The following is a 19784-nucleotide window of genomic DNA, read 5'->3' as shown; positions in this document are numbered from 1 at the left end:
GGAATGCATTATGACGACACAAACTCCTTCATCAGGCCTGCTACGGCGTCTTGCTCAGGGCAGCCTGGTTAAACAAATTTTAGTGGGGCTGATTCTTGGCGTGCTGTTAGCGCTGGTATCAAAACCGGCGGCCATTGCCGTTGGCCTGCTCGGCACGCTGTTTGTCGGCGCGCTGAAAGCCGTCGCGCCGGTACTCGTATTGATGCTGGTGATGGCATCAATCGCTAACCACCAGCAGGGGCAGAAAACCAGTATCCGTCCGATTCTGTTCCTTTACCTGCTGGGAACCTTCAGCGCCGCTTTAACCGCCGTGCTGTTCAGCTTTGCCTTCCCTTCCACGCTGCATCTGACCGCCGCCGCCGGCGATATCACCCCGCCATCGGGGATTGTCGAAGTCCTGCGCGGGCTGCTGATGAGCATGGTATCGAACCCTGTTGATGCATTGCTGAACGCCAACTACATCGGGATCCTGGTCTGGGCCGTTGGCCTGGGCTTTGCGCTGCGTCATGGCAATGAGACGACCAAAAACCTGATCAATGATGTGTCCCATGCGGTGACCTTTATTGTGAAAATGGTGATTCGTTTCGCACCGCTGGGGATTTTCGGCCTCGTCTCATCCACCCTGGCGACCACCGGTTTCGCCACGCTGTGGGGTTATGCGCAACTGCTGGTTGTGCTGGTGGGCTGTATGCTGCTGGTGGCGCTGGTGATTAACCCGCTGCTGGTGTTCTGGAAGATCCGTCGCAACCCGTATCCGCTGGTGCTGACCTGCCTGCGCGAAAGTGGCGTGTACGCCTTCTTTACCCGCAGTTCCGCCGCGAACATTCCGGTGAATATGGCGTTGAGCGAAAAACTGAACCTCGATCGCGATACTTATTCCGTCTCCATTCCGCTGGGTGCCACCATCAACATGGCCGGGGCCGCAATTACCATTACGGTGCTGACGCTAGCCGCCGTGCATACCATGGGTATTCCGGTGGATCTACCGACCGCCCTGCTGCTGAGCGTCGTGGCATCGCTGTGCGCCTGTGGCGCTTCCGGCGTCGCCGGTGGCTCTCTGCTGCTGATCCCGCTAGCCTGTAACATGTTCGGCATCCCAAACGATGTTGCCATGCAGGTCGTTGCCGTTGGCTTCATCATCGGCGTACTGCAGGACTCCTGCGAAACGGCACTGAACTCCTCTACCGACGTGCTGTTCACCGCCGCAGCCTGTATGGCTGAAGACGAGCAGCTGGCGAAAAACGCGCTGCGCGATTAATCCTGCCTACCCTCTCCGCTAGCGTGCGGAGGGGGTCTCTTGCATCTCCACGGCTTCCTGTTTAAACGGATCGATCCCCCGCTTTATCATGCGCCGGAAGCGGATAATATTCAGACCGTTGACGATCAAAAAGCTGCCTTCAATCAGCGTTCCGCCAATCGACCCCAGCCACAGGTTATGCGTCACCCAGCAGGCGGTAGAGCACCACATTACGCAGCGAATGGTCAGCCCTTTGCAGCGGAACAGGGCCCAGGTGCTGGCAACGGTGCCCACGACCGGCAGCAGTTCCATCGGATGCTGTAGTTTCCCCAGCCCCAACACCAGAGTCAGAACAATAAAAATCGTCATCACCCACAGGCTACGGGTACGCAATGATATCAAGGTGCGTACGGCATTCAGCCCGGCGCTCATGCCCGCCGGTATCGCCCCCATCAGAATAAAGTGCAGGCCGATGATCCCGCTGTACAGCGCCAGCTGACGTTTAAAACGCCCCTCGTCGCGGTGAACAAAGGTGGTGATACCGATAAAAAAGGCGATGACACCGACGCCCTGGGCAACCCAATACGCAGTCATGAAAGATCCTTTTCAGCAAAAATAAAAAAACGGCGTTCCTGCGAAGGAGCGCCGTTTTCACGTTAACGACAAGGACCGGGATCCCTCTCGTACCTACAAGGTGACGCCGCTCTTGAAGATCGCCAGCTCGCGGAAGTCATTGCGTTCATTGCAGGTCGGTTTGCCATTCACGAACTCAACCAGCGTATCGACAAACTCTTCCAGCAGCTGCGGCATGGCTTTGCCATGAATCAGCTGCCCGGCATCGAAGTCGATCCAGTGTTTCTTCTTCGCCGCCAGTTCGCTGTTGGTGGCAATTTTTACCGTCGGGACAAAACCGCCGTACGGGGTACCGCGACCGGTGCTGAACAGCACCATATGGCAGCCTGCGCCGGCCAGCGCGCTGGTGGCGACCGCATCGTTACCCGGCGCGCTCAGCAAGTTGAGGCCATGCACCTTCAGACGTTCACCGTAGCGCAGGACGTCTACCACCTGGCTGGAACCCGCTTTCTGAGTGCAGCCTAATGATTTATCTTCCAGCGTGGTGATGCCCCCGGCTTTGTTGCCAGGCGATGGGTTCTCGTAGATCGGCTGGTTATGCGCGATGAAGTACTGTTTAAAGTCGTTGACCATGGTGACCAGCTTGCCGAAGGTCTCTTCGTCACGGCAGTGGCTCATCAGGAGCTGTTCGGCACCAAACATTTCCGGCACTTCGGTCAGCACGGTGGTTCCGCCGTTGGCGATCAGATAATCCGAGAAACGCCCCAGCATCGGGTTCGCGGTGATCCCGGACAGACCGTCAGATCCGCCGCACTCCAGGCCAAACTTCAGCTCGCTCAGTTTACCTTGCTCACGCTTATCGTGGCGCATCACTTCATACAGCTGATGCAGATGCTCAAGCCCGGCCTCCACTTCGTCGTCCTGCTTTTGGCAGACCATAAAGTGGACGCGCTCAGGGTCGAAATCACCCAGGGTTTCACGGAAGGCATCCACCTGGTTGTTCTCACAGCCCAGGCCAATCACCAGCACCGCCCCGGCGTTCGGGTGACGCACCATGTTTTGCAGCATGGTGCGGGTGTTCACGTGGTCATCCCCCAGCTGCGAGCAGCCATAGGTGTGACTGAAGAGGAACACGCCATCGGTACCTTCCGCATCCTGGGTCTCTTTCAGGAAGCGGTTCTGGATCTGACGGGCAATACCGTTCACGCAGCCGACGGTCGGCAGGATCCACAGTTCATTGCGCACCCCAACGTCACCATTAGCACGACGATAAAGCTGGACATCGCGGTCTTCCGGCTGTGCCGACGGCTCGATCAGTTCCGGCTGATAGCTATACTCGTCAAGGTCGCTCAGGTTGGTCCGCGTGTTATGGGCATGAATATGCTCACCTGGCGCGATATCTGCCAGTGCATGACCAATGGGCAGACCATACTTAATGACGTTATCTCCCTTCGCAATCGCGCGTAATGCAAACTTATGACCGCGTACAACGTCCTGGCCGAGGGTGACCGTATCACCCTCGATGGTGACCTGAGTCCCCGCAGCCATGTCAGCTAACGCGACAGCAACGTTATCCTGCGAATGGATTTTAATGTATTGCATATCAACCGGCCTCTGGTCTTAGTTCAGTTCAATAGCGAAGTAATCACGCGCATTGTTGAAGCAGATATTTTTCACCATCTCACCCAACAGCTGGATATCCGCTGGCGCTTCGCCGGCTTCAACCCAGCGGCCAATCATCTGGCACAGAATGCGACGGAAATATTCATGACGGGTGTAGGACAGGAAGCTGCGGCTGTCGGTCAACATCCCGACGAAACGGCTCAACAGGCCTAGCTGTGCCAGCTGAGTCATCTGGCGCTCCATCCCGTCTTTCTGATCGTTGAACCACCAGCCGGAACCAAACTGCATCTTGCCCGGCATCCCTTCGCCCTGGAAGTTGCCGATCATAGTGCCCAGCACTTCGTTATCGCGCGGGTTCAGGCAGTAAAGAATGGTTTTCGGCAGCAGGTTCTCTTCATTCTGCTTACTCAGCAGCTTCGACAGCTCTTCCGCCATCGGGCGATCGTTGATGGAGTCAAAGCCCACATCCGGCCCCAGCAGTTTGAACTGACGCTGGTTATTGTTACGCAATGCGCCGATATGGTACTGCTGCACCCAGCCGCGACGGGCATATTCGGCCCCGAGGAAGACCAGCACCGCCGTTTTAAACTGCGCCACTTCCTGTTCGCTCAGCGCCGCGCCGGAGAGGCGACGGGCCAGAATGCTGTCCAGTTCCGCTTCGCTGGCTTCAGCAAACAGCACCACGTCGAGCGCGTGGTCAGACACTTTACAACCGTGGGCGGCGAAGTGATCCAGACGTTTCGTCAGCGCGGACTGCAGATCGGCAAAGCGGCGAATGTCGGTATCAGAGACTTCACCCAGCTTCGCCATGTAGTCGTTAAACGTCGCCTGTTCGATGTTGAAGGCTTTGTCCGGACGCCAGCTTGGCAGCACTTTAGTTTTGAAGGTGGTCACTTTGGCCACCGCCGCGTGATGTTCCAGCGAATCAATCGGATCGTCGGTGGTGCCAACCATTTTGACGTTCATCTGGGTCATGATCCCGCGGGCAGAGAAGCTGTCCTGCGCCAGCAGGTCGTTGCACTGATCCCAGATAGCACCCGCAGTTTGCGACGATAGCAGCTTACCGGTAATACCAAACGGACGGCGCAGTTCCAGGTGTGTCCAGTGATACAGCGGGTTGCCGATGGTATGCGGTACGGTGGCGGCCCAGGCGTCAAACTTCTCGCGATCTGAGGCATCACCGGTACACAGGCGTTCAGCCACGCCGTTGGTACGCATCGCGCGCCACTTGTAGTGGTCGCCTTTCAACCAGATGTCATACAGGTTTTTAAAACGGTAATCGTCGGCAATCTGCTGCGGCGGAAGGTGGCAATGATAGTCGAAAATCGGCTGATCTTTGGCGTAATCATGGTACAGACGACGAGCAAACTCGGTATCAAGCAGAAAATCTTCGGTCATAAACGCTGTCATTTTCATTTCCTCTTCGCTCCCCTTGAGGAGCCGTTCAGATGATTGACTATAATGCTGACAAAGTTATCACACCAATTTCTACAGGCCGAAATCTTTTTCGTGAGTTAGATCAATAAACGCTGACAAAAAAAGTACTCTCTCCGGAGTAAACATCGCTGCAGGCCGCGCCAGCACTGGCTTCTCTCGCAGAGAATAATACCCCCATAAACTTTCCCACTTTTGTGACAGCACTCAACTTTTAAAGTTGTATGACAAGTTATCGTTCTGCCGTCGCAACATATAAACCGTTGGAATGAATTCGCGATGATTAATTGCATCGCATTGACCGGTATGGATACCGAATTAAGCAAAACAACTGATGGCAAGGTTCGGGCCATATGGGTTAATCCCCCTGAGCCCTCCGTTTCTCCTTCTCAACCCCGGTGACAGGGTTTGAAGATGGCCGCACTCGCTGCGGAGATAAAACAAACGATGAGGTTTTACATGCGTAAAATTAAAGGGTTACGTTGGTACATGATTGCACTGGTGACCATGGGCACCGTGCTGGGCTACCTGACGCGTAACACTGTGGCTGCGGCTGCGCCAACTCTGATGGAAGAGTTACACATCTCCACCCAACAGTATTCCTATATCATCGCAGCTTACTCAGCTGCTTATACCGTCATGCAGCCTGTTGCAGGCTACGTTCTTGATGTCCTGGGAACGAAAATCGGTTACGCCTTCTTCGCCATTGCCTGGGCCATTTTCTGCGGCTCCACGGCGCTGGCGGGCAGCTGGGGTGGATTAGCGTTGGCACGCGGCGCCGTCGGTGCGGCAGAAGCCGCGATGATCCCGGCAGGCCTGAAGGCCAGCTCTGAGTGGTTCCCGGCAAAAGAACGCTCTATTGCCGTAGGCTACTTCAACGTCGGCTCCTCTATCGGCGCAATGATTGCTCCGCCGCTGGTGGTCTGGGCTATCGTGATGCACAGCTGGCAGATGGCGTTTATCATTTCCGGTGTCCTGAGCTTTATCTGGGCGATGGCATGGCTGGTATTCTACAAACACCCGCGCGACCAGAAAAAATTAACCACCGAAGAACGTGACTACATTATTGGTGGCCAGGAATCTCAGCATCAGACCAATAACGGCAAGAAAATGTCTCCGTGGCAGATTCTGCGCAACCGCCAGTTCTGGGGCATCGCCCTGCCGCGTTTCCTGGCTGAACCAGCCTGGGGTACCTTTAACGCCTGGATCCCGCTGTTCATGTTTAAAGTCTACGGCTTTAACCTGAAAGAAATCGCGATGTTTGCCTGGATGCCGATGCTGTTTGCTGACCTGGGCTGCATCATCGGGGGTTACCTGCCGCCGCTGTTCCAGCGCTGGTTTGGCGTGAACCTGATTGTCTCCCGTAAAATGGTGGTCACCATGGGCGCCCTGCTGATGATTGGCCCAGGGATGATCGGCCTGTTCACCAGCCCGTATGTGGCTATCGCCCTGCTGTGCGTCGGTGGCTTCGCTCACCAGGCCCTGTCCGGTGCGCTGATTACGCTCTCTTCCGACGTGTTTGGTCGTAACGAAGTGGCAACCGCTAACGGTCTGACCGGTATGGCGGCATGGATGGCAAGTACCATGTTTGCTCTGGTAGTGGGTGCACTGGCCGATACCATTGGTTTCAGCCCGCTGTTTGCCGTGCTGGCGGTCTTCGACCTGCTGGGCGCCGTGGTCATCTGGACCGTGCTGAAGAACAAACCCGCCGATGATGACTCGCCATCACTCAAAACGAGTAAACCGGCGACGCAGAGCTAGTTGTCATACTGATTGAGTTGTTTACCAGGCCGCCTTATTACAGGCGGCTTTTTCATGTCTTACAGTGGTGAGACGAGCGTAAAAGTGGTATAACAAATCCAATATTGTCGCCATCTTCCGGGAGTGAATATGGAAATCACAGAACCGCGTCGTTTGTATCAGCAGCTTGCCGCTGAGCTCAAGGCGCGTATTGAGCAAGGCGTCTACCTTGTGGGTGATAAGCTGCCCGCAGAACGGTTTATCGCCGACGAGAAAAGCGTCAGCCGCACCGTGGTTCGCGAAGCCATTATCATGCTGGAAGTGGAAGGCTATGTTGAAGTCCGTAAAGGCTCAGGTATCCACGTTATCTCCAACCACCCGAAATACCAGCAGGCCATTGATGAGAACCTCGAGTTCGCCAGCTATGGTCCGTTTGAGCTGCTGCAGGCGCGTCAGTTGATTGAAAGTAATATCGCTGAGTTCGCCGCCACCCAGGTGACCAAGCAGGACATTATGAAACTGATGGAGATCCAGGAAAAATCGCGCAAAGAGAAGTCTTACCGTGATTCTGAGTGGGACCTGCTGTTTCATGTTCAGGTTGCGCTGGCGACGCAGAATACCGCGCTCGCCGCTATCGTCGAAAAAATGTGGACCCAGCGCGTGCATAACCCGTACTGGAAAAAGCTGCATGACCATATCGATTTGCGCACCGTGGATAACTGGTGTGACGATCATGACGAAATTCTCAAGGCTTTGATTCGCAAAGATCCGCACGCGGCAAAACTGGCGATGTGGCAGCATCTGGAAAACACCAAGCAGATGCTGTTCAACGAAACCAGCGATGATTTTGAATTCAACGCCGATCGTTACCTGTTTGCCGATAATCCTGTCGTTCACCTCGATACCGCGGCCAACGGCGTAAAATAAGCAATTATCCGCCTGTCAGGCGGGCCATCTGCGCCTGCCTGTTCCCTCTTTTGGGTAAGCAAACATCTATAGTGTCAGCCTGTGTAAAGACACTCGCCACCCGCCATTGCAATCAGCAAAATCAATGCGCAACAAACTGCAATTTTTCTGACGAAAAGTCGGTGCCTTTGTTACAATTAGATGCATTTTGTCGCTCTGAGAGCTAGCTTTTGCTGGCTTCACTTTTGAACAAGGAACCGTTCAGAACGCATGAGCAGCGGCCATAATCTAATAAGAATCTATGTCGCTATCGCGTTCAGACATATCGTTAACCGATGTACCAGGAATCGTGAATGGAACTATTAACCCAATTGTTGAATGCTCTGTGGAGCCAGGATTACGAAACCCTCGCCAATCCCTCCATGATTGGCATGCTGTATTTTGTCTTATTTATGATTTTGTTCCTTGAGAACGGCCTGCTACCCGCCGCGTTCTTACCCGGCGACAGCCTGCTGGTGCTGGTCGGTGTGCTGATTGCCAAAGGGGCAATGGGTTTTCCGGAAACATTACTGCTCCTGACCACCGCCGCCAGCCTGGGCTGTTGGCTCAGCTATATCCAGGGCCGCTGGCTCGGCAACACGCGAATCGTACAAAACTGGCTGTCACATTTGCCGTCGCACTACCACCAGCGGGCGCATCACCTGTTCCATAAACACGGGCTCTCTGCGCTGTTGATTGGCCGCTTTATTGCGTTCGTACGTACATTGCTGCCCACCATCGCCGGGCTGTCCGGCCTGAATAATGCCCGTTTTCAGTTCTTTAACTGGATGAGTGGCCTGCTGTGGGTACTGATTCTCACCACGCTGGGCTATCTGCTGGGTAAAACGCCGGTCTTCCTGAAGTATGAGGATCAACTGATGTCCTGCCTGATGCTGCTGCCGGTGGTGCTGCTGGTATTTGGCCTGGTCGGTTCGTTAGTTGTCCTGTGGAAGAAAAAACACAGTAGTCGGGGATGAAGATGGTCAAAAAAAGCCTCTCTCTGCGCCAGATTGGCTGGATGCTGGGCGGCTCCGTGTTTCTGTGCGCCCTGTTCTGGCTCTGGCTTGCCGTCCAGCAGCAGGAGTCCACCCTGGCGATCCACCCTGTCACCCAGGGTATTGGCATGCCGGACGGTTTTTCCGTCTGGCATCATCTCGACGCCAACGGTATCCGCTTTAAAAGCATTACCCCGCAAAAAGACGGTCTGTTGATTAAGTTTGACTCCAGCGAGCAGAGCATCGCGGCAAAAGAAGTACTGGGCCGCGCCCTGCCGCACGGTTATATTATTGCTTTGCTTGAGGATGAAAATACGCCAACAGCATGGCTCTCTCGCCTGCGTGACGTCCCTCATCGGTTCGGATAATTACCAAAATTCTGAATATTTTCACGCAGTTTGGTGAAATCTCGTTTTACTTACTATGCTTAAGATTGCGGGAGCCGCCGGGCTGACGTTTATCGACTGGATCGGGCATATCTCCCGGATATGCCCTTACACAATGGAAGGTAGCATTCATGAAATACCACGTCGTTCTGCTGCTGGTGATGGGCTCGCTTAGCGCCAGCGCCTTTGCCAACTCCCCGTGTCAGGAAAAAGAACAGGATATCCAGCGTGAGATCACCTACGCTGAAAAACACCACAATCAGAGCCGCATTGACGGCCTGAACAAAGCGCTGCGTGAAGTCAGAGCGCACTGCAATGACGGCCAGCTCAAGGCCGATCATCAGCAAAAAATCGCCAAACAGCGGGAAGAAGTGGCCGAGCGCCAGCGCGACCTGCAGGAAGCCCGGCAGAAAGGCGATAAGGATAAAATCAGCAAACGTCAGAGCAAGCTTGATGAAGCGCAACAAGAGCTGAAAACGCTGGAGTCGCGTGATTATTAATCCGTAATGTTTTACGTATATGGAACCACTCTACAGGAGAGAAAGATGCCTAAAGACAACGTTGCAGACGATCTGCGTGCCGAACTGAAAACGCTGGCGGATACCCTGGAAGAAGTGCTGAACTCCTCAGCGGATAAGTCAAAAGAAGAAGTGGGCAAACTGCGCAGTAAAGCGGAAAGCGCGCTGAAAGAGAGCCGCGTTCGCCTGGGTGAAACCAGCGATGCCATTGTCAGACAAACCCGAGAAACCGCTGCTCGCGCCGACGACTATGTCCGCGAAAATCCGTGGACCGGTGTCGGGATTGGCGCAGCCGTCGGGCTGGTGCTGGGTGTCCTGCTGACGCGTCGTTAATTATGGCGGATACTCAACACACGCAAGGCCCGGGTAAGAGCGTTTTCGGTATTGGTCAGCGGATAATTAGCCTGCTGGTCGAAATGCTGGAAACGCGCCTGCGCCTGGTGGTCGTGGAGCTGGAAGAAGAGAAAGCTAATCTCTTCCAGCTGTTTCTGATGCTGGGATTGACGCTGCTGTTTGCCGCCTTTGGCCTGATGAGCCTGCTGGTGCTGATTATCTGGGCCATCGATCCGCAATACCGACTGAACGTCATGATTGCCACCACCGCCGTACTGTTGCTCAGCTCGTTAATAGGCGGGATCTGGACGTTACGCAAAGCTCGTCGTTCAACGCTCCTGCGCATGACGCGCAAAGAGTTGGCGGAAGACCGGGCTCTGCTGGAGGACGATCGCGCATGAGCAATAAGCAGGAACGTGAACGGCAAAAAGCGCTGCTGCTACGCCAGATCCAACAACAACGGCTGGATTTAATCGCCAGCCGTCGTGACTGGCTTGAGGCCACCGCACCGCTCGATCGCGGCTGGCAGACGTTCCAGCATCTTCGCTCATGGGCGATGGTCGGCAGCGGTATCATGGCGGTGTGGTCAGTGCGCCATCCGCGGTTTTTGCTGCGCTGGACCAAACGCGGCGTCGGCCTCTGGAGCACCTGGCGTATGGTCAAACGCCTGCTGCGCCAGCCATCCGCTCACTAATCCCCTTTCTGACACGCCTCAAGATTCCTGACATTCTTCCTCTGTGCCAGCGGGCCGCCGCTGCGTGCAGATACGCTCATTTCTCCCCCCTGGCACTTGCTCAGATTCTTTGAAAAAGATCTACAGTTTTCCTTGCTAACAATTACTCCAGAGCCTCGCTAATATTCACTCCATCGACAGCAAGCCCGCGTAACTATGCAGGATTGCACTAAAAAACAAAATCGCCGCCCTTTGGGTTTACTGGAGTAAGAAATGAAAAAATTAGAAGATGTTGGTGTACTGGTAGCGCGTATTCTGATGCCAATCCTGTTCATCACCGCAGGGTGGGGAAAAATTACCGGTTATGCAGGCACACAACAGTATATGGAAGCCATGGGCGTACCGGGGGCACTGCTGCCGTTAACCATTCTTCTGGAGTTCGGCGGCGGTCTGGCTATCCTGTTCGGTTTCCTGACCCGTACTACCGCGCTGTTCACCGCAGGCTTTACGCTGCTGACCGCGTTCCTGTTCCACAGCAACTTTGCTGAAGGCGTGAACTCGCTGATGTTCATGAAAAACCTGACAATTGCAGGCGGCTTCCTGCTGCTGGCTATCACCGGTCCAGGCGCATTCAGCATCGACCGCGTGCTGAATAAAAAGTGGTAAGCGCACTATACTGAGTAACGAACAAAGCGAGGAGACATCTCCTCGCTTTTGCTATCTGAAGTCTGAAGGAGGAGAGAATGGGACAATTAATCGATGGTGTCTGGCAGGATACCTGGTATGACACCGCATCCACCGGCGGACGTTTCAAGCGCTCGGTGTCGGCATTTCGCAACTGGCTGACCGCCGATGGCGCGCCAGGCCTCTCCGGCAGCGGCGGCTTTGCCGCAGAAAAAGACCGCTATCATCTGTACGTTTCCCTTGCCTGTCCGTGGGCGCACCGCACGCTGATCATGCGTAAGCTCAAAGGGCTGGACCCGTTTATTTCCGTCTCGGTGGTTCACCCCTTGATGCTGGAAAACGGCTGGACCTTTGCTCATGATTTCCCCGACGCGACCGGCGATTCACTGTATCAACACGACTTTCTCTATCAGCTCTATCTGCACGCCGATCCGCACTATACCGGGCGAGTCACGGTGCCGGTGTTGTGGGATAAAAAGCAGAACACCATCGTCAGCAACGAATCGGCGGATATCATCCGTATGTTCAATAGCGCTTTTGACGCTCTTGGGGCAACAGCCGGCGATTACTACCCGCCAGCCCTGCGCGAAACTATCGATGAACTGAACGGTTGGATCTACGACAACGTCAATAATGGGGTCTACAAAGCCGGATTTGCCACCAGCCAGCAGGCGTACGATGAGGCAGTAACGGCGGTATTTGCGTCACTCGATCGCCTGGAAAAGATCCTTGGCGAGCACCGCTACCTGACCGGCAACCAGCTCACGGAAGCCGATATTCGTCTGTGGACCACCCTCGTGCGTTTCGACCCGGTCTATGTGACCCACTTTAAGTGCGATAAACACCGCATCAGCGATTACCCCAATCTGTATGGTTTCCTGCGCGATATCTACCAGATGCCGGGCATCGCAGAGACGGTGAATTTTGCCCATATCCGCAACCACTACTATCGCAGCCATAAAACGATCAACCCCACCGGAATTATCTCCGTCGGCCCGCAGCAAGATCTCAGCGAACCGCATGGTCGGGATCGTCTCTTCGGCTAAGCATTCAGGCGCCCGCTGCGGCGCCTGATATTTCATCTTGTGAATATATTTACCCGCCTTCCATTCACGGCTATTCTTATTTCGATCGCTTAAAAAACAAGTGATTGACCGATAATCGAGGCGTAGAAATGGACTGGTATTTAAAAGTACTGAAAAACTATATTGGATTTGGTGGCCGCGCTCGGCGCAAAGAGTACTGGATGTTTATTCTGGTCAACATCATTCTGACCGTTGTGCTGGGTATCATCGACAAGATGTTAGGCTGGCAACGCGCGGGTGGGGAAGGCATCCTGACGACGATTTATGGCGTGCTGGTCTTTCTGCCGTGGTGGGCGGTGCAGTTTCGCCGTTTGCACGATACCGATCGCTCAGCGTGGTGGCTCTTGCTGATGCTGATTCCGGTCATTGGCTGGCTGGTGATCCTGGTGTTCAACAGCCAAAACGGCACGCCGGGAGCTAACCGTTTCGGGCCGGAACCCAAAACCTCATCCTTATAATGACTGCGCTCCTTCTGCGGCAGGAGCGCACCGTCAATTTACTTCCTGGCAAACAGCTTCGGGATCTCTCGCAGACACCATGATTTCGCTTCGCCCATGCTATCGCGGCGCCACGCCATGATAATGTCGATCTCATTGGTATATTCCGGGCTGACCACCCGTAAGCGCCCTTCGGCAATGTCTTGCTCAACCAGCGGATAGGGCATCGTCGCCACGCCTAAACCGGCCAACAGCGCCTGCCGCTTATCTTCAATGGTACTGACCGTCAGACGCGGCTGCTTATCGAGTAATTGCACCGTCAGAACCGGTCGTTCACGGGCGGTATCCGCCACTGCGACGCCACGATACTTAACCCGCGTGACTTCAGAAAGCGGCTCCGGCTCCTGATGGATCGGGTGATCCGGCGCGGCAACGTAGACGTTCATCACCGAATAGAGCTTGCGGGAGTTAATCTCCGATGAGGAACGAAAATGCATATCCGGCGCCACGACGATATCCGCCCGCCCCTGCTCCAGGCGCTCCCATGCCCCGGCCAGCACTTCGGTAATGACCGACAGCTGGGTATTGGATTTGGTCGCCAGCTTTTCAATCAGCGGGAAGAAATCCTGCGTCGAGACCAGCGCTTCAGTCACGATGGTCAGATGCGTTTCCCAGCCGCGAGAGAGGGCTTCGGCATCGGTAGTGAGCTTATCCGCCGCTTCCAGCAGAACGCGCCCGCGCTCCAGCAACATGCGGCCAACGTTAGTAAATTTTGTCCGATGACCTGAGCGGTCAAACAGCACCACATCCAGTTCCTCTTCCAGCTTTTGCATCGTGTAGCTAAGGGCGGAGGGCACCCGACCGAGCTCGTCAGCCGCAGCAGCGAAGCTCCCGCGTCTGTCGATAGCGTCCATTACACGTAACGCTTCCAGCGTTAATGCTCTCTCTTTAGCCATAGCACTCTCATTCAGGAAATTTGAACATACCAGGCAGAATATCTGGCTAACAATACAGCGTCCATACCTTTACCATTGATTTAGTGTAAAGAGAGGTCAAGAAAATGATTACTACCCGAACAGCCAAACAATGTGGACAAGCAGACTTCGGCTGGCTGCAGGCCCGCTACACCTTTTCCTTTGGACACTACTTTGACCCTAAACTGTTAGGATACGCCTCCCTGCGCGTGCTCAACCAGGAAGTTCTGGCCCCCGGCGCGTCGTTTCAGCCGCGGACCTACCCGAAAGTCGATATTCTGAACCTGATTCTGGAAGGGGAAGCGGAATATCGCGACAGTGACGGCAACCATGTGCAGGCAAAGGCCGGTGAAGCGCTGCTGATATCGACTCAGCCAGGAATCAGTTACAGCGAGCATAACCTGAGTAAAGAAGGGTCGCTGACCCGGATGCAGCTCTGGCTGGATGCGTGCCCGCAGCGGGAAAACCCGCTGATACAAAAGCTGACCATCGCCGATGCCCCATACCAGCTGCTCGCGTCCCCGGATGGCGCGCAGAATAGTTTGCAGCTACGTCAGCAGGTCTGGATCCATCAGCTCGATCTCGCTGCCGGCGAACATATTAATGTACAACTGCACGGGCCACGAGCCTATCTGCAATCGATTCATGGCACGGTACATGCCGTTGCCCGTGAAGAAGAGAAGCAGGCGCTGACCTGCGGCGACGGCGCATTTATTCGTGACGAAGCTAACATTACCCTTGTTGCCGATACGCCTTTGCGCGCTTTACTGATAGATTTACCGGTGTAATTACAGGAGTGATGGAGTCTGTCAGTGAGTAAGCATAAGAAGAAAGCAGCAAAAGCCGTACCGTCGTCTCAACCTCTGCAGCAAGACGCACCGAAGGTCGCCAGTTTTGGCTATGACGAGATGCTCAGTGAACTGGAAGCTATCGTTGCAGAAGCCGCCACGCGGCTTCAGGATGAAGAAAACGCCGCCTGATACACTAGTTTCGGCCCCAGAAGGGGCCGATTGTGTCGCCAGGTCTAGCCGTGAGGCTGGATCAGGGGACTTCCCGCCGGGCTCATCAAACGCACGTCCATGCGTGGCCCAGGCAACAGGATCTGGTGCTCATCTAACGAGTCTTTAATATTTTCCAGCAAATCGAAATAGGTATCCCAGTATTCACTGTTTTTCACCCACACCCGCACGGTGAAATTCAGCGTTGACGGTCCAAGCTCAATAAGTCGTACCGTGGTGCCGCGGGATTTATCAATTCGCTGCTCATTATCAATAATATCCTGAATAACCGCTTTCACTTCACTGATACGGCTTTGGTAGGCGACACCGAGTACCAGATCAATACGCCGCCACGGATGACGTGAATAGTTGACGATACTGTCGGCAATAATTTTCCCGTTGGGAATAACCACTTCTTTGTTATCTACCGTCAACAAGGTTGTCGAGAAAACATGTACCGTTTGTACCACCCCAGACACGGCGCCTACTTCAACAAAATTACCGGCACGGAAAGGACGCAACGTCACCAGCAGCACGCCGGCGGCAAAGTTTGAGAGTGAGCCCTGCAGCGCCAGGCCAATCGCTAAGCCTGCGGCACCAATGACGGCAATGATGGATGAGGTTTCAATCCCGACCCGTCCCAGAGCGGCAACGATCGCAAATGCTATGGTGATATAACGCACAATAGCCGCAAAGAAATGCACTACCGTGGCGTCGACATTTCGTCGCAGCAGAATTTTTTCAATGGCCCTGGATAATAGTTTTGATATTATCTTCCCGACAAACAGCAGTATTATTGCCGCAACAATATTCCAGCCAAACTGAAAAATAGTATCGCCATGGCCTTTCAGCCATTCAATAGCAAATTTCACTTGTGGAAATAAAACAAAATTTTTCATATCATCCACGCTCCTGCCGGGCATCAAAGAATAAAAATACTATCCATTAACCTGTAATACGGCAGAATTCATCCCAGAAATCATTGCGCACAACGGATAGAACAGACCAACACTTATTTTGACAGTATCGCTGAGAGTGCAGTTAAACACAGCCCAAAAAACGTTTAAAATTATACATTGGCTGACATAAGTAAATATTCTGGAAATATAAAAAAAGCAGCAAGGTGGACTTTCTTTGAATGGTGTAGCTGGCAGTTAAGCCGCTTTCTTTTGGGTATCGCGTCGTGGACAGTCATTCATCTTTCCCGCTGTTCACAAAGCAAAAACCCCGCCGAGGCGGGGTTTTCTTTGAATGGTGAAGCTGACCGTTAAGCCGCTTTCTTTTGGATATCGCGTCGTGGACAGTCATTCATCTTTCCCGCTGTTCACAAAGCAAAAACCCCGCCGAGGCGGGGTTTTCTTTGAATGGTGAAGCTGACCGTTAAGCCGCTTTCTTTTGGGTATCGCGTCGTGGACAGTCATTCATCTTTCCCGCTGTTCACAAAGCAAAAACCCCGCCGAGGCGGGGTTTTCTTTGAATGGTGAAGCTGACCGTTAAGCCGCTTTCTTTTGGGTATCGCGTCGTGGACAGTCATTCATCTTTCCCGCTGTTCACAAAGCAAAAACCCCGCCGAGGCGGGGTTTTCTTTGAATGGTGATGCTGACCGTTAAGCCGCTTTCTTGTGGGTATCGCGTCGTGGACAGTCATTCATCTTTCCCGCTGTTCAGAAAGCAAAAACCCCGCCGAGGCGGGGTTTTCTTTGAATGGTGAAGCTGACCGTTAAGCCGCTTTCTTTTGGGTATCGCGTCGTGGACAGTCATTCATCTTTCCCGCTGTTCACAAAGCAAAAACCCCGCCGAGGCGGGGTTTTCTTTGAATGGTGAAGCTGACCGTTAAGCCGGGTTCTGTCGTGGACAGTCATTCATCTAGGCCAGCAATCGCTCACTGGCTCAAGCAGCCTACCCGGGTTCAGTACGGGCCGTACCTTATGAACCCCTATTTGGCCTTGCTCCGGGTGGAGTTTACCGTGCCGCGAACTGTTACCAGACGCGCGGTGCGCTCTTACCGCACCCTTTCACCCTTACCTGATCCCACTTGCGTGGGCCATCGGCGGTTTGCTCTCTGTTGCACTAGTCGTGGGCTTGCGCCCCCCAGGCGTTACCTGGCACCCTGCCCTATGGAGCCCGGACTTTCCTCCCCTCCGCCTGTCTCCTCCGAAGAGGACGACGACGAAGCGGCGACTGTCTGGTCAGCTTCGGCGCGCAGTATAGAGGGTTTGCACCCGGTTGTCATCCCTCCGTCGCCATCCCTACCTGCAATGTCGCCGCAATATTCCGCGACGCATGGTAAATATTGTCCGACGCACCGCGAAATGCCTCTTCCAGCGTCGTAATACCGGTCAGCACGCTGAACACCGCATCAATACCATGCTGGTGAACGATGCCCACATCGCTGGTCAGGCTGCCAGCTATACCAATCACTGGCTTATGATATTTCTTCGCGACGCTCGCCACGCCAACCGGCACCTTTCCGTTAATACTCTGACTATCCAGCCGGCCTTCACCAGTCACCACCAGCGAACAATCGAGGATATGCTCTTCGAGATTCAACGCCTGGGTCACTATCTCGATCCCACTGCGTAACTCGGCATGCAGGAACGCCATCAACGCCGCGCCCATCCCACCGGCCGCCCCGGCACCCGCCACCTGCTTCACATCCACCTGCAGGTCGGCCTGAATGATCTGCGCGTAATGCGCCAGATTATCGTCCAGTTCGCGGATCATCGCTTCGGTCGCCCCTTTCTGTGGCCCAAATATCCGCGACGCACCGCTGTCGCCAATCAAGGGGTTAGTCACGTCGCAGGCCACGCGGATCGCGCAATCTCGCAGACGGGTATCAAGGCCGGAGACGTCGATCGAATTGAGATAGCACAGGCTGCCGCCGCCGTGGCCAATTTCGGCACCTTCGGCATCGCAAAGACGCGCGCCCAGCGCCTGTACCATTCCCGCGCCACCGTCATTGGTCGCGCTGCCGCCAATGCCAATAATGATATTTTTCGCCCCGTGATCCAGCGCCTGCAAAATCAGCTCGCCGGTACCTCGCGACGTCGTCAATAATGGATTGCGCTGTGCCGGTGGCACCAACGCCAGGCCACTGGCCGCCGCCATTTCAATAAACGCCGTGTTACCGTCGCCGGAAAGCCCCCAGCAGGCATCAACAGGAACCCCTAATGGCCCCGTCACACAGGCGCTCATCTCGGTTCCCTGGGTCGCGGCGATCATCGCTTCAACGGTACCCTCGCCGCCGTCGGCAAGAGGAACTTTCACGTACTGCGCATCGGGGAAAATTTCCCGAAAACCTTTTTCAATAGCCTGTGCAACCTCAGTCGCCGAGAGGCTTTCTTTATAAGAGTCTGGGGCGATTACGATTTTCATAGTTATGTAGCCTGACAGTGCCGCGCAAGGCAAGAATTACAGGGCGCGCGCCCGCGCCCTTCTTGTTAGCGAGTGACTTCCACTTTCGCCAGTTTTTCGTAGTAGCACGCGAGTGCGCTATGGTCGGCAGTACCCAGACCGTCGGCACGTAGCGCCTGCATCATCTCCATTACCGCCGCCGTCAGCGGCAGCTGTGCGCCCACGCCATGGGAGGTATCCAGCGCATTCGCCAGATCTTTAATATGCAGATCGATACGGAAGCCCGGTTTGAAGTTGCGATCCATCACCATCGGGGCTTTGGCTTCCAGCACGGTACTGCCGGCCAGGCCGCCGCGAATGGCCTGATACACCAGATCCGGGTTAACGCCGGCTTTCGTCGCCAGGGTCAGAGCTTCAGACATCGCGGCAATGTTCAGCGCCACAATCACCTGGTTGGCCAGTTTGGTCACGTTGCCTGCGCCGATATCGCCGGTATGCACCACGGAACCCGCCATCGCTTTCAGCAGGTCGTAATACTTGTCAAAAATCGCTTTATCACCACCCACCATCACTGACAAGGTGCCGTCAATGGCCTTCGGTTCACCGCCGCTGACCGGCGCGTCCAGCATATCCACGCCTTTGGCTTTCAGGGCGTCGCTGATTTCGCGGCTTGCCAACGGAGCGATTGAGCTCATGTCGATCAGCACCGTACCCGGCTTCGCGCCTTCGATAATACCGCCTTCACCCAGCGCCACTTCTTTGACGTGCGGTGAGTTCGGCAGCATGGTGATAATCACGTCACACTGTTCAGCAATCGCCTTCGCCGAGGTGGCGGTTTCCGCGCCAGCGGCAATCACATCAGCAATCGCTTCCATATTGCGGTCGGTAACCACCAACGAGTAACCCGCCTTCAGGAGGTTTTTACTCATTGGTTTACCCATAATGCCCAGGCCAATAAAACCAACTTTCATTGTCATAACGTTTTCTCTCTCGTATCGATGGTGATTATTTTTTAAAGGAATCAGCTAATTTCTGCGTCGCCGAGCGGAATACGCCGAGGTCACTGCCAACGGCCACAAATGTCGCGCCCCACTCCAGATAACGGCGTGCATCTGCTTCTACTGGAGCCAGAATGCCGCTGGGCTTACCGTGCTTTTTCGCGCTGGCAAAGATGTGCTGGATCGCTTTCTGCACCTCCGGATGCGACGCGTTGCCCAGATGACCTAAGGCAGCAGCCAGATCGCTTGGACCGACAAAAATGCCGTCGACGCCTTCGGTGGCGGCAATCGCATCCACGTTATCCACCCCTTGCTGGCTCTCGATTTGTACCAGGATGGTGATGTTTTTGTTCGATTGCGCGAAGTAATCCGGCACGGTGCCAAACATATTGGCGCGGTGCGACACGGACACGCCGCGGATGCCTTCCGGCGGATAGCGTGTGGAAGCCACCGCATTGACCGCCTCTTCTTTGCTCTCAACGAACGGGATCAGGAAGTTATAAAAGCCGATATCCAGCAGGCGTTTAATATTGACCGGCTCGTTGGTCGGTACGCGCACCACTGGCGCGCTGGTGCTGCCTTTCAGCGCCATCAGCTGAGGGATAAAGGTTGAGATATCGTTCGGCGCATGTTCGCCGTCCAGCACCAACCAGTCGAATCCGGCCAGGCCTAAAACTTCGGTGCTAATCGGGCTGGTCAGCGCTGACCAGCAGCCAATCTGAATCTGATGTGCTGCCAGAGCAGCCTTAAATTTGTTCGGGAAGATATCGTTGTTCATCGCTTATACCTTGTCACTTA

The 19784-nt window shown here is 54.7% G+C and carries 22 protein-coding genes and 1 other RNA gene; 14 read left to right on the top strand and 9 right to left on the bottom strand.

Translation table 11 applies throughout. The features are described from left to right. Positions 1-10: 10 nt before the first annotated feature. Positions 11-1258 carry a serine/threonine transporter SstT gene (gene sstT / locus ACMYSP_RS15645; RefSeq protein ID WP_434582977.1) on the top strand — a complete coding sequence of 416 codons (1248 nt, stop codon included), beginning with the start codon at positions 11-13 and terminating at the stop codon, positions 1256-1258. Positions 1259-1276: 18 nt separating this feature from the next. On the opposite strand, the gene ACMYSP_RS15640 is transcribed toward sstT, so the two are convergent. The 3 genes from ACMYSP_RS15640 to uxaC all read right to left on the bottom strand — a co-directional run bounded on the left by ACMYSP_RS15640 (position 1277) and on the right by uxaC (position 4843). Next, entirely contained in the window at positions 1277-1831 is a 555-nt protein-coding gene (locus ACMYSP_RS15640) for a YgjV family protein (RefSeq protein ID WP_434582976.1), read from the bottom strand. Positions 1832-1924: 93 nt separating this feature from the next. Beyond that, positions 1925-3412, bottom strand: a complete 1488-nt coding sequence (locus ACMYSP_RS15635; RefSeq protein ID WP_434582975.1) for a UxaA family hydrolase — start codon at positions 3410-3412, stop codon at positions 1925-1927. A gap of 18 nt (positions 3413-3430) precedes the next feature. Continuing rightward, entirely contained in the window at positions 3431-4843 is a 1413-nt protein-coding gene (uxaC, locus tag ACMYSP_RS15630; protein WP_434582974.1) for a glucuronate isomerase, read from the bottom strand. A gap of 483 nt (positions 4844-5326) precedes the next feature. On the opposite strand from uxaC, the gene ACMYSP_RS15625 reads away from it, so the two are divergent. The 11 genes from ACMYSP_RS15625 (at position 5327) to ACMYSP_RS15575 (ending at position 12684) form a co-directional block, all read left to right on the top strand. Then, positions 5327-6628 carry an MFS transporter gene (locus ACMYSP_RS15625; RefSeq protein ID WP_434582972.1) on the top strand — a complete coding sequence of 434 codons (1302 nt, stop codon included), beginning with the start codon at positions 5327-5329 and terminating at the stop codon, positions 6626-6628. A gap of 129 nt (positions 6629-6757) precedes the next feature. Further along, positions 6758-7534, top strand: a complete 777-nt coding sequence (gene exuR / locus ACMYSP_RS15620) for a transcriptional regulator ExuR (protein WP_434582971.1) — start codon at positions 6758-6760, stop codon at positions 7532-7534. A gap of 332 nt (positions 7535-7866) precedes the next feature. Beyond that, on the top strand, positions 7867-8529 hold the full coding sequence (yqjA, locus tag ACMYSP_RS15615; RefSeq protein ID WP_123756378.1) for a DedA family general envelope maintenance protein YqjA: 663 nt from the start codon (positions 7867-7869) through the stop codon (positions 8527-8529). 2 nt (positions 8530-8531) lie between these two features. Continuing rightward, positions 8532-8915, top strand: coding sequence for an EnvZ/OmpR regulon moderator MzrA (gene mzrA, locus ACMYSP_RS15610; RefSeq protein WP_434587111.1), 384 nt, complete (start codon positions 8532-8534; stop codon positions 8913-8915). A 149-nt stretch (positions 8916-9064) separates the two neighbouring features. Continuing rightward, positions 9065-9433 carry a DUF1090 domain-containing protein gene (locus tag ACMYSP_RS15605; protein WP_434582969.1) on the top strand — a complete coding sequence of 123 codons (369 nt, stop codon included), beginning with the start codon at positions 9065-9067 and terminating at the stop codon, positions 9431-9433. A 45-nt stretch (positions 9434-9478) separates the two neighbouring features. Continuing rightward, positions 9479-9784: a DUF883 family protein gene (locus ACMYSP_RS15600; RefSeq protein WP_123756376.1), complete on the top strand. Its 306-nt coding sequence runs from the start codon at positions 9479-9481 to the stop codon at positions 9782-9784. A 2-nt stretch (positions 9785-9786) separates the two neighbouring features. Then, the gene (locus ACMYSP_RS15595; RefSeq protein WP_434582968.1) at positions 9787-10185 is read left to right on the top strand and encodes a phage holin family protein; all 399 of its coding nucleotides are present in this window, start codon (positions 9787-9789) and stop codon (positions 10183-10185) included. Next, entirely contained in the window at positions 10182-10478 is a 297-nt protein-coding gene (locus ACMYSP_RS15590) for a YqjK-like family protein (protein WP_434582966.1), read from the top strand. The genes ACMYSP_RS15595 and ACMYSP_RS15590 overlap by 4 nt, the downstream gene beginning before the upstream one ends. Positions 10479-10730: 252 nt before the next feature. After that, positions 10731-11123 carry a DoxX family protein gene (locus ACMYSP_RS15585; RefSeq protein ID WP_004867955.1) on the top strand — a complete coding sequence of 131 codons (393 nt, stop codon included), beginning with the start codon at positions 10731-10733 and terminating at the stop codon, positions 11121-11123. 77 nt (positions 11124-11200) lie between these two features. Further along, a complete protein-coding gene (locus ACMYSP_RS15580; protein ID WP_434582964.1) occupies positions 11201-12187 on the top strand; it encodes a glutathione S-transferase family protein in 987 nt (328 codons plus the stop codon). A 128-nt stretch (positions 12188-12315) separates the two neighbouring features. Next, the gene (locus ACMYSP_RS15575; RefSeq protein WP_434582963.1) at positions 12316-12684 is read left to right on the top strand and encodes a DUF805 domain-containing protein; all 369 of its coding nucleotides are present in this window, start codon (positions 12316-12318) and stop codon (positions 12682-12684) included. A gap of 38 nt (positions 12685-12722) precedes the next feature. On the opposite strand, the gene ACMYSP_RS15570 is transcribed toward ACMYSP_RS15575, so the two are convergent. Further along, the gene (locus tag ACMYSP_RS15570; RefSeq protein ID WP_434582961.1) at positions 12723-13619 is read right to left on the bottom strand and encodes a LysR family transcriptional regulator; all 897 of its coding nucleotides are present in this window, start codon (positions 13617-13619) and stop codon (positions 12723-12725) included. A gap of 104 nt (positions 13620-13723) precedes the next feature. On the opposite strand from ACMYSP_RS15570, the gene ACMYSP_RS15565 reads away from it, so the two are divergent. Both ACMYSP_RS15565 and ACMYSP_RS15560 read left to right on the top strand, forming a co-directional pair. Further along, the gene (locus ACMYSP_RS15565; protein WP_434582960.1) at positions 13724-14425 is read left to right on the top strand and encodes a pirin family protein; all 702 of its coding nucleotides are present in this window, start codon (positions 13724-13726) and stop codon (positions 14423-14425) included. 18 nt (positions 14426-14443) lie between these two features. Then, on the top strand, positions 14444-14617 hold the full coding sequence (locus ACMYSP_RS15560) for a hypothetical protein (RefSeq protein ID WP_434587109.1): 174 nt from the start codon (positions 14444-14446) through the stop codon (positions 14615-14617). Positions 14618-14661: 44 nt separating this feature from the next. Here the strand turns inward: ACMYSP_RS15560 and mscS are convergent, their stop codons facing one another. The 5 genes from mscS to garL all read right to left on the bottom strand — a co-directional run bounded on the left by mscS (position 14662) and on the right by garL (position 19764). Next, complete coding sequence (gene mscS, locus ACMYSP_RS15555; protein ID WP_434582959.1) at positions 14662-15534, bottom strand: small-conductance mechanosensitive channel MscS; 873 nt, start codon at positions 15532-15534, stop codon at positions 14662-14664. A 918-nt stretch (positions 15535-16452) separates the two neighbouring features. After that, an RNA gene (gene rnpB / locus ACMYSP_RS15550) (RNase P RNA component class A) lies at positions 16453-16831 on the bottom strand. A 32-nt stretch (positions 16832-16863) separates the two neighbouring features. Then, entirely contained in the window at positions 16864-18009 is a 1146-nt protein-coding gene (gene garK / locus ACMYSP_RS15545) for a glycerate 2-kinase (protein ID WP_434582958.1), read from the bottom strand. 65 nt (positions 18010-18074) lie between these two features. After that, a complete protein-coding gene (gene garR / locus ACMYSP_RS15540) occupies positions 18075-18965 on the bottom strand; it encodes a 2-hydroxy-3-oxopropionate reductase (RefSeq protein ID WP_434582957.1) in 891 nt (296 codons plus the stop codon). 28 nt (positions 18966-18993) lie between these two features. Beyond that, positions 18994-19764, bottom strand: a complete 771-nt coding sequence (garL, locus tag ACMYSP_RS15535) for a 2-dehydro-3-deoxyglucarate aldolase (RefSeq protein WP_434582956.1) — start codon at positions 19762-19764, stop codon at positions 18994-18996. Positions 19765-19784: the final 20 nt, after the last annotated feature.

Origin of the sequence: Klebsiella sp. R390 (genome assembly GCF_051131745.1) — a bacterium.
In the GTDB taxonomy this organism is placed as follows: Bacteria; Pseudomonadota; Gammaproteobacteria; order Enterobacterales; family Enterobacteriaceae; genus Klebsiella.
Note: the sequence above shows the minus strand (reverse complement) of the source record. Positions and strands in the feature narration are given on the sequence as shown.

Bases quoted from the DNA above. Each gene is read 5' to 3' on its own strand.
- ACMYSP_RS15625 (WP_434582972.1), top strand. From the start codon at position 5,327: ATGCGTAAAATTAAAGGGTTACGTTGGTACATGATTGCACTGGTGACC.
- ACMYSP_RS15575 (WP_434582963.1), top strand. From the start codon at position 12,316: ATGGACTGGTATTTAAAAGTACTGAAAAACTATATTGGATTTGGTGGC.
- ACMYSP_RS15580 (WP_434582964.1), top strand. From the start codon at position 11,201: ATGGGACAATTAATCGATGGTGTCTGGCAGGATACCTGGTATGACACC.
- ACMYSP_RS15565 (WP_434582960.1), top strand. From the start codon at position 13,724: ATGATTACTACCCGAACAGCCAAACAATGTGGACAAGCAGACTTCGGC.
- garL (WP_434582956.1), bottom strand. From the start codon at position 19,764: ATGAACAACGATATCTTCCCGAACAAATTTAAGGCTGCTCTGGCAGCA.
- ACMYSP_RS15635 (WP_434582975.1), bottom strand. From the start codon at position 3,412: ATGCAATACATTAAAATCCATTCGCAGGATAACGTTGCTGTCGCGTTA.
- exuR (WP_434582971.1), top strand. From the start codon at position 6,758: ATGGAAATCACAGAACCGCGTCGTTTGTATCAGCAGCTTGCCGCTGAG.
- ACMYSP_RS15570 (WP_434582961.1), bottom strand. From the start codon at position 13,619: ATGGCTAAAGAGAGAGCATTAACGCTGGAAGCGTTACGTGTAATGGAC.
- uxaC (WP_434582974.1), bottom strand. From the start codon at position 4,843: ATGACAGCGTTTATGACCGAAGATTTTCTGCTTGATACCGAGTTTGCT.
- yqjA (WP_123756378.1), top strand. From the start codon at position 7,867: ATGGAACTATTAACCCAATTGTTGAATGCTCTGTGGAGCCAGGATTAC.
- ACMYSP_RS15605 (WP_434582969.1), top strand. From the start codon at position 9,065: ATGAAATACCACGTCGTTCTGCTGCTGGTGATGGGCTCGCTTAGCGCC.
- ACMYSP_RS15600 (WP_123756376.1), top strand. From the start codon at position 9,479: ATGCCTAAAGACAACGTTGCAGACGATCTGCGTGCCGAACTGAAAACG.
- mscS (WP_434582959.1), bottom strand. From the start codon at position 15,534: ATGAAAAATTTTGTTTTATTTCCACAAGTGAAATTTGCTATTGAATGG.
- ACMYSP_RS15585 (WP_004867955.1), top strand. From the start codon at position 10,731: ATGAAAAAATTAGAAGATGTTGGTGTACTGGTAGCGCGTATTCTGATG.
- ACMYSP_RS15590 (WP_434582966.1), top strand. From the start codon at position 10,182: ATGAGCAATAAGCAGGAACGTGAACGGCAAAAAGCGCTGCTGCTACGC.
- sstT (WP_434582977.1), top strand. From the start codon at position 11: ATGACGACACAAACTCCTTCATCAGGCCTGCTACGGCGTCTTGCTCAG.
- ACMYSP_RS15595 (WP_434582968.1), top strand. From the start codon at position 9,787: ATGGCGGATACTCAACACACGCAAGGCCCGGGTAAGAGCGTTTTCGGT.
- garR (WP_434582957.1), bottom strand. From the start codon at position 18,965: ATGACAATGAAAGTTGGTTTTATTGGCCTGGGCATTATGGGTAAACCA.
- ACMYSP_RS15640 (WP_434582976.1), bottom strand. From the start codon at position 1,831: ATGACTGCGTATTGGGTTGCCCAGGGCGTCGGTGTCATCGCCTTTTTT.
- mzrA (WP_434587111.1), top strand. From the start codon at position 8,532: ATGGTCAAAAAAAGCCTCTCTCTGCGCCAGATTGGCTGGATGCTGGGC.
- garK (WP_434582958.1), bottom strand. From the start codon at position 18,009: ATGAAAATCGTAATCGCCCCAGACTCTTATAAAGAAAGCCTCTCGGCG.